Here is a 15,376-nt window from a genome sequence, read left to right as displayed (position 1 = left end):
GGCTACGATGCCGACCAGACCCGGGCCGACATCGCATACACCGGCGCGCGGCCAGTGATCCCGGCCAAACACGGGAGGCGAAACCCCGCCAGCCACAATCGGCATGCCTACAAGCTCAGAAACCGCATCGAGCGCATGTTTAACAGGCTCAAGAACTGGCGGCGTGTTGCTACCCGCTACGACAAGACCGCGCAGTCTTACCTCGGCTTCGTCCAGATCGCCTCAGCCTTCCTATGGATCAGCCTTGTCCACGAGCTCTAGAAAAAAATTAGCCTATTCAGCAGAGAGCAGGGGAGGGCGTCCTCCTTTTGCTCTCTAGCTCCAGTTTGATGCTGAAACAGCCTGACGTTTGGGTGAATGTCTGTCGCAGTGTGGTGTGGTTGCGGCGCTGCTTTCCACCTAATGCGTTTGTTCAGACTGAGCTTTTTGAATGGCGGATCGTAGCAGGCAGATGATTCCGGGGACGCAGTTGCCGCATTTTGCCGTGCATTTTCGGGCGGAATAGATTTCTGCTGGACGGGAAGCGCCGTTGTGGATTGCGATTTCGATGTCGTGATGGGACAGCGCATTGCATGAGCAGACGATCATGAAAAAGCAGGCTTTCATTCGCGGGATCCGATCTAGAAAGCCTACCTTAAATGCAAATGGTTCGCAAACTCATTTTTCTTTTAAGGTGTGTCCTGACTGATCCAGCGTTGAACGACAGGGCGGATGGCAAAATTGCTCTGGATGCGGACGACCCCTGGAAGCCGTGAGAGTTCTTCCTTGTGGATGCGTTCGTAGTCGGCAAGGTCACGGGCGGCAACGTGGAGAAGGTAATCGGCTTCACCTGTCATGAGGTAACACTCCCGGACATCAGGGCACTCCCGGATGCGGGCTTCGAAACGGCGGAGCGTTTCGTCCGTGAGGCGCTCGAGCGTGATCTGTACGATGACGGTGGTCAGTTTCTGGGCGGAGCGTTCGTCAATGACTGCGCGGTAGCCGCGGATGATGCCGCGTTCTTCCAACAGGCGCACGCGCCGCAGGCACGCGGATGGAGAAAGTCCGACACGCTGTGCCAGGTCGGCGTTGCTAAGGCGCCCATCATGCTGAAGGATTCGCAGGATGGATTCGGTGATGCGGTCGAAGATCATGGTGGAACTATCGGTCTATTTTCGCAGTTTCGATCATATATTTTTCGCTTATCGGCAGATTATGCGATTATCCGGCAGGATATTCTAGAGTGTATGGCTGTAGTCTCATCTTTCATGATGAACGTATGTTCCGATCCTCTGTGGCCTTCCTCTCGTGCTGGAGCCCGCCTGACGGTGGATCTGGACGCGATTGCTTCCAATTATCGTTATCTTCAGACACTCGTTGCGGGCGCTTCGTGTGCGGCTGTCGTCAAGGCGGATGCTTATGGGCTGGGTATCGAGCGCGTTGCACCGGTTCTTGAACGCTCCGGTGCCAAAGAATTTTTCGTTGCGCATGTTGATGAGGGGATCAGGCTGCGTTCCGTGGTTTCGGAAAAGGTCCGGATTACGGTGTTGCATGGCCCGAGGCCGGATGCGGCGGCAGAATGCGTACAGTATGGTCTGAGGCCGGTTCTGAACAGTCTCGATCAGATTGCGGTATGGCGCTCGCAATCGGTCAGGGTAGGGAAACCGTTGGAAGCGGTGCTTCAGGTCGATAGCGGGATGTCACGGTTCGGACTTTCCGACGGCGACCTTGATGTACTGTGTGAGGACGAGATGCTTATGGATGGGCTGAAGGTCAGTCTGGTCATGAGTCATCTGGCCTGTGCGGATGCGCCGGAGGACCCTGCCAATGGCGCCCAGAGGCAGCAGATGCTGAAGATGTCGGCGCGGTTACCGTCTGCGCCGTTGAGTCTTTCTGCGTCGTCGGGGATTTTTCTGGGGCCGGACTATCATCTGGATGTCGTTCGTCCGGGTGCGGCACTTTATGGAATCGCGCCCAATCAGACTGGCCCTAACCCCTTGTCTGCGGTTGTCAGGCTTCAGGCTCATGTCCTGCAGACCCGTGAGATTTTGCCGGGTGAGGGTGTGGGCTATGGCATGACATATCGTCCCGATCGACCGCGGAAGATTGCCACCGTGGCTGTCGGATATGCGGATGGTTTCTCCCGACATGGGAGCGGGCAGGGCTGTGCGTGGTTTGAGGATATCTGTCTGCCCATTCTGGGGCGTGTTTCGATGGATTCCCTGATCGTGGACATTTCGGATGTGCCGGAGGGAAGGCTGAAGGCCGATATGATGGTGGATCTGATCGGCCCGCGGCGCAGTGTGGATGATGTGGCGGAGGCTGCAGGGACAATCGGGTACGAGGTCCTGACGTCTCTGGGGCACCGTTTTTGCCGGGAATATGTTGGAAATGCAGAAACGTCCCAAAAGGGCGATTGACATTCCAGCATGGAAAACAAGATAGACGAACTGAAATCGGACTATGTCATGATGACATCGTCTGTCGTAGCAAATCGGAATTCTCATGTATCTCCGTCGTGACAGAGCTTTGACCGCTGTATCCATCATGCTTGATGTCGCTTTCCATGCGGGGCGATCCGGGGTGGTGAGCGGCGCGGATATTGCCCGTCGTGGCGACATGCTGCGGCGGGGGATTGAGCCTGTGTTGCAGGGGCTGTCGCGGGCCGGGCTGCTTGCCAGCGTGCGTGGGCCGAAGGGGGGCTATCGTCTTGGACGGCCACCACGGACCATCACACTGAACGAAATTGTCCGGACTGTGACTGAAGATCCGGATATGCCTGAGGAGGGTGTCAACCTTCTGCGGGCCAAGGTTCTTGAGCCGTTCTGGCAGCAGATGGATCAGGAGGTATCGGAAAAGATGGCGTCCGTCACTCTGGAGCATCTGCTTCAGAATGCGGAGGAAGCCGGAATGCAGCGTCCCAACCGGGCGCCCATTTCTTTTTCCATATAACATTATAAAAAAGTATTTTGAAAAAACCACAAAATAGGTTTTAGAGGACTGGATATCTTACCATAAGAGATCAATCATTGATCTGGTGTGGTGAGTTCCATGTCCTTGCTGTTTCCTCTGCTTGCCGTTTGGAAGTGAGGATGAGGACGCATTCATGACGGGGCCAGCCGCAGGGCAAGGTCCGCATTCGTCAGGAAGGTGAGCGCTGATGAAACGTCCTGTAAGACTCGAACCCGGTCAGAAGCTGGTTCTGACGGCCAACCGGCTTCTGGACGGTCGTACCGTGTGGTGGCGGGAGGACGGGGCCTGGGATCTTCGGATCGGGTATGCGGTTTTGCTGGATGCGGACGGGGCTGAGGCAGCGCTGTCCCGGGCGGTGGAAGAGGCCCAGCGTGAAGGGGTTGTCGGGGTCTATGATACGGCAGTTTTACCTGTTGTTCCTCCGGAGCCCGTGACTGTTCGTGAAAAAATCCGGGCGCATGGCCCGACCGTTCATCCGGAATTTGCAGTGGAGACCGCACAGTGAGCGTTCCTGTCGGCCATTATCAGTATGACCGGATTGACCGGGATTTTCTTCAGGCGCGGATTGCCGAGTTCGAAGGGCAAGTGAAGCGCCGTCTGGACGGAACGCTGAGCGAGGACGAGTTCAAGCCTTTGCGGCTGATGAACGGGCTGTATCTGCAGCTTCATGCCTATATGCTGCGGGTTGCCATTCCTTATGGAATTCTGGACAGTCGGCAGTTGCGCAAGCTGGGGGAGATCGCCCGGCGGTATGATCGTGATTATGGGCATTTCACGACGCGCCAGAACATCCAGTTCAACTGGATCCGGCTTGAGGATACGCCGGATATTCTGCGTGAGCTGGGTGAGGTGGACATGCATGCCATCCAGACCAGTGGGAACTGCATCCGCAATGTGACGGCGGATGAGTATGCGGGGGCGGCGGCGGATGAGCTGGTGGACCCGCGGGTTCATGCGGAAATCCTGCGTCAGTGGTCCACGCTGCATCCTGAGTTCACGTTCCTGCCGCGCAAGTTCAAGATTGCGATTTCGGGCAGTCCGAATGACCGGGTGGCCGCGCGCTTTCATGATATCGGGATTCTGGCGCGTCCGGGTGAGGATGGTGCCCCGCTGTTCCGGATTTTCGTGGGCGGGGGACTGGGGCGGACGCCGGTTATTGGCGAAGAGTTGTTTGACAGCGTGCGCGAGGAGCACCTGCTGGCGACGCTTGAGGCCATTCTGCGCGTCTATAATGCGCATGGGCGCCGCGATAATATCTACAAGGCGCGGATCAAGATTCTGGTTCAGGCGATCGGGGTTGAGGCCTATCGCGAGGCTGTCGAGGCGGAACTCGCCCAGATGGATCTGGAGCGGTATCGGCTGACACCCGAGGCGGTTGCGGCGATCCGGTCGCGGTTTGCCGTCCCGTTGCTGGAGGCTCCGGCAGATGCGGATGCTGTTCTGACGGAGCAGCGGCGCGCGGATCCGCTCTTTGATCGCTGGGTGCGGAGCAATACGCATGTTCACCGCGATCCGGGGCATATCATTGCGACTATTTCTCTGAAGCCGGCGGGCGGGATTCCGGGGGATGCGACTTCTGCGCAGATCGGGCGTCTGGCGGATCTGGCGGATGCGTATTCGTTTGGGGAAATCCGGATCACGCATTTGCAGAATGTGGTTCTGGGGCATGTCCGCAAGGACCGGCTGCGGGATCTGTGGCTTGGACTGTCGGAAGTCGGGCTTGCGGAAGCGAATATCGGGCTGATCGGCGATATCGTGGCGTGCCCGGGGTTGGATTACTGTGCGCTGGCGAATGCGCGGTCCATTCCGATTGCGCAGAAGCTGGGGGCGCGTTTTGCGGATACGGCGCTTCAGGCGGAAATTGGGGCGTTGCGGATCAATATTTCGGGCTGCATCAATGCCTGTGGACACCATCACGCCGGGCATATCGGACTTTTGGGCGTGGACAAGCGTGGAGAAGAATTCTTCCAGCTGACGGTTGGTGGCCAGGCTGAGAATGGTGCGGCGATCGGGACGATTCTGGGGGCGGCATTGCCTGAAGACGAGACTGTGGATGCGATCGCACGGCTGGTGGACTGTTATCTCGGGCGTCGGGAGAGTGGAGAGACGTTTCTGGAGACTCTAACGCGTCTGGGGCATGAGCCTTTCAGGGAGGCGGCATATGAAGCTGTTTGAACTCGGTGAGCGGACCGCGCAGGTCCATGACGTACTGGTGACGGTTGGGGAGCTGGCGGATCGGGATAATGCGCGGGCTGTTCTGCTGGAGAGTGCGGACGATCCGGCGCTTCTGCGGCCTTATCTGAACCGGCTGGATCTTGTGGTGCTGCGGTTCCCGATTTTCAGGGATGGGCGTGGGTTCACGCAGGCCCGGGAGCTGCGTGAATATCTGCGGTTCTCCGGCGAGATCCGCGCGGAAGGGCATATTCTTGCGGATCAGGCGGCATTTCTGCGCCGGTGTGGGGTCGACAGTGTCGTTCTGCCGAAGAACGGCAATGGGGATCCGGGGCTTTGGGAGAAGCAGCTTCGGCAGTTTCCGGTTGCATATCAGCGGTCGGTTCTGCCGGAGCGCTCCGCAGGGCCGGGGCTGCGGGTTGAGGAAGCCTCTTAACGGGCGCCGAACCAGCCGCGTCTCCAGAACCAGAGCAGAGGCAGGATAACCGACAGCCCCATCAGAATCAGGCTGTAGGGGTAGCCGTATTTCCATGACAGTTCGGGCATGTCGTGGAAATTCATGCCGTAGATACCTGCGATCAGGGTTGGCAGGATGCCGATGGCGCTGACGACGGTCAGGACCTTCATACCGTCATTTTGTTCGATGCTGATGAAGCCGAGTGTGGCGTCCAGAAGGAACTGGACCTTGTTGACGGTCTGGGCATCGAAATCGTTGAGGGACGCAATGTCCCGTCCTGCGACCTTGATGCGGGTTTTCAGGGCCTGCGGCTCACTCTCGGTTCTGTCACCGAGATAGATGAGGACGCGGTCGAGGCCGAGCAGGCTGTCGCGGATCATGGAGGCGAGGTCGCCGCTGTGACCGAGGCGGCGGAGGGTTTCGCGCAGCATTTCGGCGGCCCTGGCCGGATCGCGGGGGCTGCCGGTACTGAAAACGCGTTTGGAGATGGCGTCGAGGTCCCGGCCGAGACCTTCCAGGATGTCGGCGAGGCGATTGATGACTTCCTCGATGATTTCAACGAGGATTTCGTTGGCGGAAGGATTGCCTTTGGCGGGATCACGTTCGGCCTGACGGCGACCAACGATGTCGAAGCCATAATAGTCGGTATAGCGGACCGTGATGAGGTGTCTGTCTGTCAGGACGAAGCCGATGGGCAGGGAAAAGGCCGTATTTTCCTCTCGCCGGACGAGAGGGGTCGAAAGATAGAGGGTGCCATCCTGTTCGTGGTGGCGGGAGGAGCTTTCGATTTCCTCAAGCTCGTTCCGGCGGGGAATATGGGTGTTGAGGGCTTTTTCTGCGCGGGCGACCTCGTCGAGAGTCGGGTTGATGAGGTCGAGCCAGACCGCGTTGGAGATATCGACGTCCGGGCCGGTTTCCCGGGCCGGAGCGCCTGCGGGGCGCACGAGGAACATCAGGCGGATCCTTGGGGGCAATGGAAAGGCTGTGAGGCTTCCTCATGTCTTGCCTGAGGCGGGATCGCAAGGTCCTGGTCGGGAATTGTTGCGGAACATGCCTGAAAGCGGCGAGACGGATGGACGGCAGGGGCTGCTCTTGGTATCGCATTGGAGCCCTGAAGTGGAACCGAGTGCGGTATGACGAACACATCTTCCCCCCTATCTTCCTCTCTGGCCAATTCGCTTCGTTCCGGCCCTGACGAACGGGGACGGTTCGGAATTTTTGGTGGTCGCTTCGTTGCGGAAACGCTGATGCCGCTGCTGTTCGAACTGGACGAGGCCTATCGCGCGGCGCAGGCCGACCCGGCGTTCCGTGAGGAGCTGGACTATTACCTGAAAGATTATGTCGGTCGTCCGAGCCCGTTGTGGTTTGCCCGGCACCTGACGGAAGAGCTTGGCGGGGCCAAGGTCTATTTCAAGCGTGAAGAGCTGAACCATACGGGCTCACACAAGCTCAACAACGTCATGGGGCAGATCCTCGTAGCCCGGCGGATGGGCAAGACCCGGATTGTTGCGGAGACGGGTGCGGGGCAGCATGGTGTGGCGACGGCGACGGTCTGTGCGCTGTTCGGTCTGAAATGCACCATTTACATGGGCGCGACGGACGTTGAGCGGCAGAAGCCTAATGTGTTCCGGATGCATCTGCTGGGTGCGGAAGTGAAGCCGGTGACCGCCGGTGCGGGCACGCTCAAGGACGCCATGAACGAAGCCATGCGCGACTGGGTGGCCAATGTCGCGGATACGTATTTCCTCGTGGGCACGGTGGCCGGGCCGCATCCGTATCCGGAGATGGTTCGTGATTTCCAGTCCGTGATCGGGGTCGAGACCAAGGAGCAGATCACTCAGGCCGAGGGGCGTCTTCCCGATGTGATTGTCGCGGCCATTGGTGGCGGTTCGAACGCGATGGGGATTTTCCATCCGTTTCTGGATGATGCGGATGTAAAGCTGATCGGTGTTGAGGCAGCGGGGCACGGGCTGGATTCCGGGAAGACGGCTGCGTCCATTTCCCGTGGGCGGCCGGGCGTGCTGCATGGCAACCGGACCTATCTGCTCCAGGACAAGCACGGGCAGATCGAGGAAGCGCACTCGATCAGCGCGGGGCTTGACTATCCGGGGATCGGGCCGGAGCATTCCTGGCTGAACGATATTGGTCGCGCCGAGTATGTCGGTGTGACGGATGACGAGGCTCTTGAGGCGTTTCAGGTCTGTACGCGGACGGAAGGCATTATCCCGGCACTCGAATGTGCGCATGGACTGGCGCATGTCATGAAGATCGCGCCGGCGATGGCGAAGGATCAGATCATCGTCCTGAATGTCTCGGGTCGTGGAGACAAGGATATCTTTACTGTGGCGCATCATCTGGGAGTGAAGCTGTGAGCCGGATCCAGACACGTTTTGCAGCTCTGAAAAAAGAAGGGCGCGGGGCGCTGATTCCGTATCTTCAGGCCTGTGACCCGGATTATGACACCTCGCTGGAGCTGCTGCGGGCGATGCCGGCGGCGGGGGCTGATCTGATCGAGATCGGTGTGCCGTTCTCCGATCCGTCCGCAGACGGGCCGACGATTCAGGCGGCGGCGCTTCGTGGGCTGAAGGCTGGGGCGACGCTGGGACTGGTGCTTCAGATGGTCCGGGCGTTCCGTGAAACTGACAGTGAGACGCCGATTGTCTTGATGGGGTATCTGAACCCGATCGACAGTTACGGTCCGGCGGAGTTCTGTTTCGATGCGGCGCAGGCGGGTGTGGACGGGATTATTGTTGTCGATATGCCGACCGAGGAGGCAGACCTGCTGGATGCGCATGCGCGGGAAGCCGGGCTGGACATCATTTCTCTGGTGGCGCCGACGACGTCAAATTCCCGTCTGTTTCATGTGCTGAGGGATGCGACCGGGTTTGTCTATTATGTGAGCATTACTGGGATTACCGGTACGAACAGTGCGAGTGCCGCGGATCTGGAGAAAGCGCTGCCGCGCATTCGGGAAGCGACCGGTCTGCCTGTGGCGGTGGGTTTCGGGATTTCCACGCCGGAACAGGCGCGGACGGCGTCGCGGATCGGGGATGCGGCTGTTGTGGCCTCTGCGCTGATCAAGACCATGGCGGGTACGCTTGAAGACGGGCAGGCGACGGAGCGGACCGTTCCGGCTGTTCTGGAGCAGCTTGAGGGGCTGGCTGCGGCTGTCAGAGCTTGATCTTCGGGTCTGAAAGATGTGGTTCCGGCAGGCAGGGCCTGCCGGAAAAGGTCTGATCAGGTGTTGTTACGCAGGGACAGTCCGAACAGGGCGGTTGAGAAGCCTGCCATCAGCAGTTCCACAGCGATGAACATGCCGATCAGCCAGAGGCCGGACCAGGGCAGCGTCATGTAGAGCAGGATGCCGACGAGCAGTGTAATGAGGCCGCTGAAGGCGAGCATGATCCAGCTTCTGTTGTTGCGATGGCCTCCTGCCCAGAAGGTCCGGGCGAGGCCTGCAAAGATCAGGCAGCCTGCGAGAATGGCTGTGATGAAGATCGAGCCGGTTGCGGGTTCCTCGATCAGGAGGATACCGCCGAGGATGTAAAGGCCGCCGATCAGCCCGGACAGCCACTGGTTCGGGACGGGAAGGCCGCGATGCGCGAAGCTCTGCATGATCTGTGCGACGCCGCCGACGATCATCAGGGCGCCAAGGATCACCATGCTGGCGAGGGTTGTGGCGATGGTATCGAGGGCGGCCAGAATGCCGAGGACGATCAGGAAAGCGCCGAAGCCAATGAACCAGCCGGGCTTGAGGCCCTGGGGATTGGTAAACCGAAGGGTGTTGAAACTGTCGGACATGGGTTTCTCCGTTTGGAAGCGTGGTCTGTTAACAGGGTCTGTAATGGCTGGTCGGTGTTGGAGGGCCTGCCGGTTTTGGGACACAACGCGTCATATCGTGGTTCGTATCAGGGAGGATGACATGTTTTGTATGGTCGGCGGGAGAGATAAGGTGCGGCAGCTGATGGATGGGCTGGCATAATCGATGGCCTGGCGTTAAAACGCGCCCAGAGAATGTGGCCCTTCGCCGGGCTTTACCCCCTACTCCGTCCTTTGTTCTGAAGGCGGGCAGAAAGTAATGAGACGACATGAGCTGGATGACCGACTACGTCCGACCCAAGCTGCGTGGCCTGCTTCAGCGGGATGTGCCGGACAATCTGTGGACCAACTGTGAATCCTGCGGGCAGATGATGCTCACCAAGGAGCTGGAGCGTTCCGAGAAGGTCTGTCCGCATTGCGGCCATCATATGCGTGCGACGGCGAAGGAGCGTCTGGGCTGGACGTTTGACGGCGGGGAATACACCACCATCGAGTTGCCGAAGATGCCGATCGATCCGCTGGGGTTCAAGGATTCCAAGCGTTATACGGACCGTCTGAAGGATGCGCGGAACAAATCCCATCTCGATGAAGCGCTTGTGGTTGCGCATGGTCTGATCAAGGGGCAGAAGGCCGTAGTTGCGGTCATGGCGCCTGAGTTCCTGCTTGGGACCATGGGGGCTGCGCTGGGTGAGGCATTTGTGGCGGCCTGTCGTCTGGCTGTTCTGCAGAAAGCGCCTCTGGTGGTCTACACGGCTTCGGGTGGGGCGCGGATGCAGGAAGGCGTTGTCAGTCTGATGCAGATGCCCCGGACGACGATCGGTGTGCAGATGCTTCAGGAAGCGGGTCTGCCCTATGTTGTCGTCTTTACGAATCCGACGACGGGCGGTGTCTCGGCATCCTTTGCGATGCTGGGGGATGTGCATATTGCCGAGCCTAACGCGCTGATCGCGTTTGCGGGGCCGCGCGTCATTCAGGATACCGTGCGTGAGAAACTGCCGGAAGGCTTTCAGCGGTCGGAGTATCTGCGCGAGCATGGGATGGTCGATATCGTAGCCAAGCGGTCCGAGCTTCCGGAACTGCTGGGGCGGATTCTGGGCATTATGACGCGCCAGAAAACCGTTTCTGACGCGGCGATCTGATGACTGCGGAGCGTGGGGCGCCTGTTCGGCTGTCCGGCGAATATCGGGGGCGGTCGGGTGCCGTGCTTGCGCGCCTGCAGGAGCTTTATCCGGCGCTGATCGACCTCTCGCTGGGACGGCTTGAGGTGCTCCTGGCGAAGCTGGGCCATCCCGAGTGTCATCTGCCGCCTGTCATTCATGTGGCGGGTACGAATGGCAAGGGCAGTACATGCGCCAATCTGCGGGCGATTGCCGAAGCAGCCGGGTTGCGGGTGCATGTCATGAGCAGTCCGCATCTGGTGAGCGTGACCGAGCGGTTCCGGCTGGCCGGACGGTTGGTGGATGAGGATGTGCTGGTTGCCGCGCTCGAGGAAGTCGAGCAGGTCAATGCAGGCGCTCCGATTACGGTTTTCGAGGTTCTGACGGCCGCGGGGTTTCTGCTGTTTTCGCATGTGCCTGCGGATCTGGTGGTTCTGGAAGTCGGGCTTGGGGGGCGGTTGGATGCGACCAATGTCGTGTCGAAGCCTGCTGTCTGTGTGATTACGCCGGTCAGTCTGGATCATGAAGCGTTTTTGGGTGGCACTGTCGCGGAGATTGCCGGGGAAAAGGCTGGGATCATCAAGGCCGGAGTTCCGGTTGTTTCGGCCGCTCAGGCGCCGGATGCACTGGACGTCATTCGGCACCGTGCTGAGGAACTGGATGCGCCGCTTCGGGTGGTGGGACAGGATATTTTCGTCACTGAGCGAATGGATGGTCTGGATTACCGGGATGCGGACGGGACGCTTTCGCTGCCTTTGCCGGCATTAAAAGGCCAGCATCAGGACGGGAATGCGGCGCTGGCCGTAGCGGCTCTGCGTGTGTCTGGGCTGAAGCTGCCGCCTTCCGCCTATCAGGGTATTGCCCGGACATTCTGGCCTGCACGCTTGCAGCGGCTGGACGGCCTGCTGGCCCAAATGCTGCCTGAGGGGTGGGAGCTGTACTTGGATGGCGGCCATAACCCCGATGCCGGGCAGGTGCTGGGGGCGGTTCTCGACGGCTGGAAAGATCGGCCTGTCCACGTGATCGCGGGGGTGAAACAGACCAAGGATGCGTCGGGTTTTCTGAGGCCGATTGTTGAAAGGGCGACGTCGGTTCAGGCTGTTTCAGAGCCGGGGCAGCATCTGGCGATGTCAGTTGAGGAAATCGTTGCAGCTTCTGGCGGACGTGCGATTGCCGGACCGACGGTCAGAAAGGCGCTGGAGCGTCTGGTTGCCGCAGGGGGTGCTCCGGCCCGGGTGCTGATCTGTGGTAGCCTTTATCTGGCGGGTGTGGTTCTGGCAGAGGATGGCTGGATCGCCAGTTAATCCGTTTCTGGTGACAGAGCGGGATGTTAGAAGGGCGCGTGAACATGATCGAATTGCATTCCTCTCCGTCCGCTTCTGATGTTTCCTCGAACGATGGAGATCTGGGTCTCCTGCTGAGGCGCAGTCCTCCGTCCAGCGTGGCTGCCGAACAGGCGTTGCTGGGCGCCATCCTGACGAACAACAAGGCGTATGAGCGGGTTTCGGACTTTCTGGAGCCGGCTCATTTTTCTGATCCGCTGAATGGTCGGATCTATGAAGCGATTGCTCGTCGGATCGAGCGGGGGCAGTTGGCTGATCCCGTGACCATGCGGGCGGAATTCGAACATACGGGCGTTCTGGATGCGGCGGGTGGGCCTGCGTATCTCGCCAAGCTGCTGACGGCGATGGTCGGAATCGTTAATGCGGGTGATTATGGGCGGGTGATCCATGATGCCTGGGTGCGGCGGCAGCTGATCGATATCGGTGAGACGGTCGTGAACAATGCTTTTGGAGCGCGGCCGGATCTGGACGGATCGGATCAGATCGCGGCATCCGAAGAAGCGCTGTTCAAACTGGCGACGGAGCGGGGCCAGGAAGGCGGTTTTGTTTCGTTCACCAATGCGCTGACGGAAGCAGTCAAAGTTGCGACCAAGGCCTATCAGCGGACAGGCGATGTGGTGGGGCTCACGTCGGGTTTGCGGGACTTCGACAAGCGGACAGGCGGTTTGCATCCTTCCGATCTGATTATTCTTGCAGGGCGTCCTGCGATGGGCAAGACGGCGCTTGCGACCAAGATTGCGTTCTCGGCGGCTCGGTCGATTCTGCGGGATGCTGAGGATAGTGGGGAAAAGCCCAAGGGGTCGGTCGCTATTTTCTCGTTGGAAATGTCGTCCGAGCAGTTGGCGACCCGTATTCTGTCGGGCGAAGCTGAGGTCTCGGGTGAGAAAATCCGACGTGGCGATATCGGGCAGAAGGAATTCGACCGGTTTGTCCGTGTGGCGCGGGAGCTTCAGAGGCTGCCGCTTTATATTGATGATACGCCGGCGATTTCCCTGTCCGCCATGCGAACGCGTTGTCGACGTCTGGCTCGGACGCAGGGGCTGAGCCTTGTTGTTGTGGATTATCTTCAGTTGATGCGGCCTGCGATCGGGACCAAGCCTGACAGCCGTGTTCTGGAAATTTCGATGATTACGCAGGGGCTCAAGGCGATTGCGAAAGAGCTTTCTGTTCCGGTGATTGCGCTGTCCCAGCTGTCGCGTCAGGTCGAATCGCGTGAAGACAAACGACCGATGCTGTCGGATCTGCGCGAATCGGGCTCCATCGAGCAGGATGCGGATGCGGTCATGTTCGTTTATCGCGACGAGTATTATCTGCAGCAGCGTCAGCCCAAAGACAGTGCCTATGACAGCAACGACAAGTTTCAGGTCGCCACAGAAGAATGGCAGCGCAAGATGGCGTTGGTGCATAACAAGGCTGAGCTGATTCTTGAGAAGCAGCGCCACGGGCCTACTGGAATGATCCAGTTATATTTCGAAGGCGAATATACCCGATTTGGAGATCTGGACGTTATTCACGAGTAGCGCTCCGCAGAGGGTGAGTACTGTGAAAAACATCGCGATTTAGGAAAGGGGTCCCGTTAATGGGGCGCGCTTTAGAGGCGGTAAAATCGTTACGGCCTTTTCGAGAATTCCGCGATTAAGGAGCGGACACAGAACGTCGCAATCGGTTAATTAATACAAAACCGGTGCGATTTTAACGAAAATCCCGTGCTTGAAAAAAGCTGAAATATGAAACTCTTCCCATCAGTTTTGCGGGAAAATCCCGAAAGGGGGAAGGTGTTTTTTGTCCTGGATCATGGCTGCAATGCGAGAAAGTGGTAGCAGCTAAAACCTGTCATAATGGCTCAAAGCCACATTTGTTTCTTGACCCAGTGGCAAAGTGCCATTAATTTATCGTTAATCGGCAGTCGCCATGGGGGTGGCTGACGAGGAAGGAAGGGAGCCGGTCATGAGTTTGGAATATCTGATGACCGGAAATGTTTCTGATTTGTTCATTCCATCGATGAAGCGAATTGATCGTGTTGTATCGAATGGGGGCACTTAGATGCGTACGGAAACCAGTGAAACGGCCACTAATGGATCTCCTCATCTGGTCTCTTGGGCGGATCAGGTGTGTCGGAAGACGTGTTTCTGTCCGTGTTCGGAGCCATGTCTTGCCGCTGGAGCACCAGTTCTGGGTGCAGGGCAGCCAGCCGCAGGGCCAGTTCTTCGTCGGTACGACCGTTCAGGACGCCTTTCAGAAGAAAATCGGTCGATACGCGCAGCCGGTTCGAGAGCGCCGCGATGAGAAAGACGCTGGGCGCACGGTCGCCGCGTTCGATCTTGTTCAGCGTGGAAGCATCCACGCCCAGCAGGCGGGCGCATTCGCTCTGGTTGGGCATGACGAGCTCACGGGCCCAGGAAATGCGAGTTCCGATGGCTCGTTGGAGTGTGGTCAGAGAGTCAGGGCGCTTGTGTTTGGCCATGAGGCCTTTTTAGCAATGGCTTTATGCCAAATCCAGAAGAAGTTTTTTTTATCACATGCTGTGGCATTTTGCCAAAATTAATCAAAGTTTCGTACTGAGGAAGGCTATTGAAATGAGGCAGGTCAAATCAGGTTCCGTACCGCGTCGTGTATCCGCAAGCTCCCTTGCTGCCATGCTTGCATCTGATGGTTGGCTACCCGAGCGTGGAAGTGCGCGCAAGGGGCGTCGTCGTTCCGCTCAGAAAACATCCGGGGCATCGTCGCTGCGGACGCGGGTGATCACGGACAGGGAGACGACCGACGCTCTTCCTGCGGGGCATCCTGTAACCTGGAATGCGTTGTGGGGAGCCGATCTGGTGCCGGTTTTTCCGGGATTGCAGCCGATGGGTGGGCGTGACACCGGCATGGAGATCAACTGATGTTCGGCATGGTGCAGGAAGTGCCTTTGGCAGGTGGTCATGGGGGATCTGAAGTCATGGTGAAGCCGACTGCGGAACGGTATCAGCATTCCGAGATCCGTGAGGGAGACAAGATATTCCGGGTCGTGAATGCGGTGCAGTCCATGTATGATGCGGGCGATATCGGAGATGAGGAACTGGCGGCTGCGGATCGCTGGTATCGCGAATATGTTTTTGCCTCTCTTGGGGTGATGGAAAATCCATCGTCTGACGGTCGTGTCCGGGAGCGGGGTGACATCCACACATGGATGATCGGGCGCGGGCAGTGTTCTGCGCGGATGACCCAGATCCGCGAGATGCTTGGTCTTTGTGCGCATGTTCGTCTCGAGATGCTTCTGGCGCGTGAGATGTCGTTTTCGGCCATGGCGCGTCACCTTTATCCTGCTTTGTCAGAGGGGCGTGCGCGGATGAAGGTTTCGGCCCAGTGCGCGCTGCTTCTGGAGCAGCTTGCACATGTTTATGATGTGATTTCCAAAAAGAAGAACAGGAAAAAATCCTGTTAACGATAAATTATCGCTTGCTATCTGAGCGCAGTTTTGATATAAAGAATGCATA

General features: G+C 58.6%; 18 protein-coding genes. 13 read left to right on the top strand and 5 right to left on the bottom strand.

Translation table 11 applies throughout. From position 1 onward, the window contains the following. The coding region (locus HK22_RS05755; RefSeq protein WP_143412389.1) for a transposase at positions 1–261 on the top strand (261 nt) is incomplete at its 5' end. 138 nt (positions 262–399) lie between these two features. Here the strand turns inward: HK22_RS05755 and HK22_RS05750 are convergent. Both HK22_RS05750 and HK22_RS05745 read right to left on the bottom strand, forming a co-directional pair. Then, positions 400–588 (bottom strand): bacterioferritin-associated ferredoxin, encoded by a 189-nt coding sequence (locus HK22_RS05750; RefSeq protein WP_062028178.1) that lies wholly within the window; start codon positions 586–588, stop codon positions 400–402. 80 nt (positions 589–668) lie between these two features. Then, positions 669–1,133 carry an Lrp/AsnC family transcriptional regulator gene (locus HK22_RS05745; protein WP_062028140.1) on the bottom strand — a complete coding sequence of 155 codons (465 nt, stop codon included), beginning with the start codon at positions 1,131–1,133 and terminating at the stop codon, positions 669–671. 93 nt (positions 1,134–1,226) lie between these two features. Here HK22_RS05745 and alr point away from each other — a divergent pair, with 93 nt between their 5' ends. The 5 genes from alr (at position 1,227) to HK22_RS05720 (ending at position 5,560) form a co-directional block, all read left to right on the top strand. Continuing rightward, positions 1,227–2,399, top strand: a complete 1,173-nt coding sequence (gene alr / locus HK22_RS05740; protein WP_198945490.1) for an alanine racemase — start codon at positions 1,227–1,229, stop codon at positions 2,397–2,399. A gap of 85 nt (positions 2,400–2,484) precedes the next feature. Further along, entirely contained in the window at positions 2,485–2,931 is a 447-nt protein-coding gene (locus HK22_RS05735) for an Rrf2 family transcriptional regulator (RefSeq protein WP_062028143.1), read from the top strand. Positions 2,932–3,139: 208 nt separating this feature from the next. Then, complete coding sequence (locus tag HK22_RS05730) at positions 3,140–3,457, top strand: DUF2849 domain-containing protein (protein ID WP_077803683.1); 318 nt, start codon at positions 3,140–3,142, stop codon at positions 3,455–3,457. Beyond that, a complete protein-coding gene (locus HK22_RS05725; RefSeq protein ID WP_086648623.1) occupies positions 3,454–5,127 on the top strand; it encodes a nitrite/sulfite reductase in 1,674 nt (557 codons plus the stop codon). The genes HK22_RS05730 and HK22_RS05725 overlap by 4 nt, the downstream gene beginning before the upstream one ends. Next, positions 5,114–5,560 carry a DUF934 domain-containing protein gene (locus HK22_RS05720; RefSeq protein ID WP_086648622.1) on the top strand — a complete coding sequence of 149 codons (447 nt, stop codon included), beginning with the start codon at positions 5,114–5,116 and terminating at the stop codon, positions 5,558–5,560. Before HK22_RS05725 ends, HK22_RS05720 begins: the two co-directional genes overlap by 14 nt. Here the strand turns inward: HK22_RS05720 and HK22_RS05715 are convergent. After that, positions 5,557–6,534 carry a magnesium transporter CorA family protein gene (locus HK22_RS05715; protein WP_062028155.1) on the bottom strand — a complete coding sequence of 326 codons (978 nt, stop codon included), beginning with the start codon at positions 6,532–6,534 and terminating at the stop codon, positions 5,557–5,559. The genes HK22_RS05720 and HK22_RS05715 overlap by 4 nt on opposite strands. 180 nt (positions 6,535–6,714) lie before the next feature. On the opposite strand from HK22_RS05715, the gene trpB reads away from it, so the two are divergent. Both trpB and trpA read left to right on the top strand, forming a co-directional pair. Further along, a complete protein-coding gene (gene trpB, locus HK22_RS05710) occupies positions 6,715–7,953 on the top strand; it encodes a tryptophan synthase subunit beta (protein ID WP_062028158.1) in 1,239 nt (412 codons plus the stop codon). Further along, positions 7,950–8,762: a tryptophan synthase subunit alpha gene (gene trpA, locus HK22_RS05705; RefSeq protein WP_086648621.1), complete on the top strand. Its 813-nt coding sequence runs from the start codon at positions 7,950–7,952 to the stop codon at positions 8,760–8,762. Before trpB ends, trpA begins: the two co-directional genes overlap by 4 nt. A 56-nt stretch (positions 8,763–8,818) precedes the next feature. On the opposite strand, the gene HK22_RS05700 is transcribed toward trpA, so the two are convergent. Next, positions 8,819–9,382, bottom strand: a complete 564-nt coding sequence (locus HK22_RS05700; protein WP_086648620.1) for an HdeD family acid-resistance protein — start codon at positions 9,380–9,382, stop codon at positions 8,819–8,821. Positions 9,383–9,669: 287 nt separating this feature from the next. On the opposite strand from HK22_RS05700, the gene accD reads away from it, so the two are divergent. The 3 genes from accD to HK22_RS05685 are packed head-to-tail and all read left to right on the top strand — an operon-like array spanning position 9,670 to position 13,420. Next, positions 9,670–10,539: an acetyl-CoA carboxylase, carboxyltransferase subunit beta gene (gene accD, locus HK22_RS05695; protein WP_086648619.1), complete on the top strand. Its 870-nt coding sequence runs from the start codon at positions 9,670–9,672 to the stop codon at positions 10,537–10,539. Beyond that, complete coding sequence (locus tag HK22_RS05690; protein ID WP_086648618.1) at positions 10,539–11,861, top strand: folylpolyglutamate synthase/dihydrofolate synthase family protein; 1,323 nt, start codon at positions 10,539–10,541, stop codon at positions 11,859–11,861. Before accD ends, HK22_RS05690 begins: the two co-directional genes overlap by 1 nt. 44 nt (positions 11,862–11,905) lie before the next feature. Further along, positions 11,906–13,420 carry a replicative DNA helicase gene (locus tag HK22_RS05685; protein ID WP_077804001.1) on the top strand — a complete coding sequence of 505 codons (1,515 nt, stop codon included), beginning with the start codon at positions 11,906–11,908 and terminating at the stop codon, positions 13,418–13,420. Between the two features lie 551 nt (positions 13,421–13,971). Here the strand turns inward: HK22_RS05685 and HK22_RS05680 are convergent. Continuing rightward, positions 13,972–14,280 (bottom strand): helix-turn-helix domain-containing protein, encoded by a 309-nt coding sequence (locus HK22_RS05680; protein WP_011252760.1) that lies wholly within the window; start codon positions 14,278–14,280, stop codon positions 13,972–13,974. Positions 14,281–14,476: 196 nt separating this feature from the next. Here HK22_RS05680 and HK22_RS05675 point away from each other — a divergent pair, with 196 nt between their 5' ends. Continuing rightward, complete coding sequence (locus HK22_RS05675; protein ID WP_062108440.1) at positions 14,477–14,782, top strand: hypothetical protein; 306 nt, start codon at positions 14,477–14,479, stop codon at positions 14,780–14,782. Beyond that, positions 14,782–15,324: a hypothetical protein gene (locus tag HK22_RS05670; protein WP_086648617.1), complete on the top strand. Its 543-nt coding sequence runs from the start codon at positions 14,782–14,784 to the stop codon at positions 15,322–15,324. The genes HK22_RS05675 and HK22_RS05670 overlap by 1 nt, the downstream gene beginning before the upstream one ends. The last annotated feature ends 52 nt before the right edge of the window (positions 15,325–15,376 follow it).

This window comes from Gluconobacter sp. DsW_056 (genome assembly GCF_002153595.1).
Classification (GTDB): Bacteria; Pseudomonadota; Alphaproteobacteria; order Acetobacterales; family Acetobacteraceae; genus Gluconobacter; species Gluconobacter albidus.
This window is presented reverse-complemented; position numbering and strand designations above follow the sequence as displayed.

What these genes read in the sequence shown, in the direction of transcription:
- HK22_RS05750 (WP_062028178.1), bottom strand. Translation starts at nt 588, where the DNA reads ATGATCGTCTGCTCATGCAATGCGCTGTCCCATCACGACATCGAAATC.
- HK22_RS05745 (WP_062028140.1), bottom strand. Translation starts at nt 1,133, where the DNA reads ATGATCTTCGACCGCATCACCGAATCCATCCTGCGAATCCTTCAGCAT.
- alr (WP_198945490.1), top strand. Translation starts at nt 1,227, where the DNA reads ATGGCTGTAGTCTCATCTTTCATGATGAACGTATGTTCCGATCCTCTG.
- HK22_RS05735 (WP_062028143.1), top strand. Translation starts at nt 2,485, where the DNA reads ATGTATCTCCGTCGTGACAGAGCTTTGACCGCTGTATCCATCATGCTT.
- HK22_RS05730 (WP_077803683.1), top strand. Translation starts at nt 3,140, where the DNA reads ATGAAACGTCCTGTAAGACTCGAACCCGGTCAGAAGCTGGTTCTGACG.
- HK22_RS05720 (WP_086648622.1), top strand. Translation starts at nt 5,114, where the DNA reads ATGAAGCTGTTTGAACTCGGTGAGCGGACCGCGCAGGTCCATGACGTA.
- HK22_RS05715 (WP_062028155.1), bottom strand. Translation starts at nt 6,534, where the DNA reads ATGTTCCTCGTGCGCCCCGCAGGCGCTCCGGCCCGGGAAACCGGCCCG.
- trpB (WP_062028158.1), top strand. Translation starts at nt 6,715, where the DNA reads ATGACGAACACATCTTCCCCCCTATCTTCCTCTCTGGCCAATTCGCTT.
- HK22_RS05700 (WP_086648620.1), bottom strand. Translation starts at nt 9,382, where the DNA reads ATGTCCGACAGTTTCAACACCCTTCGGTTTACCAATCCCCAGGGCCTC.
- accD (WP_086648619.1), top strand. Translation starts at nt 9,670, where the DNA reads ATGAGCTGGATGACCGACTACGTCCGACCCAAGCTGCGTGGCCTGCTT.
- HK22_RS05690 (WP_086648618.1), top strand. Translation starts at nt 10,539, where the DNA reads ATGACTGCGGAGCGTGGGGCGCCTGTTCGGCTGTCCGGCGAATATCGG.
- HK22_RS05685 (WP_077804001.1), top strand. Translation starts at nt 11,906, where the DNA reads ATGATCGAATTGCATTCCTCTCCGTCCGCTTCTGATGTTTCCTCGAAC.
- HK22_RS05680 (WP_011252760.1), bottom strand. Translation starts at nt 14,280, where the DNA reads ATGCCCAACCAGAGCGAATGCGCCCGCCTGCTGGGCGTGGATGCTTCC.
- HK22_RS05675 (WP_062108440.1), top strand. Translation starts at nt 14,477, where the DNA reads ATGAGGCAGGTCAAATCAGGTTCCGTACCGCGTCGTGTATCCGCAAGC.
- HK22_RS05670 (WP_086648617.1), top strand. Translation starts at nt 14,782, where the DNA reads ATGTTCGGCATGGTGCAGGAAGTGCCTTTGGCAGGTGGTCATGGGGGA.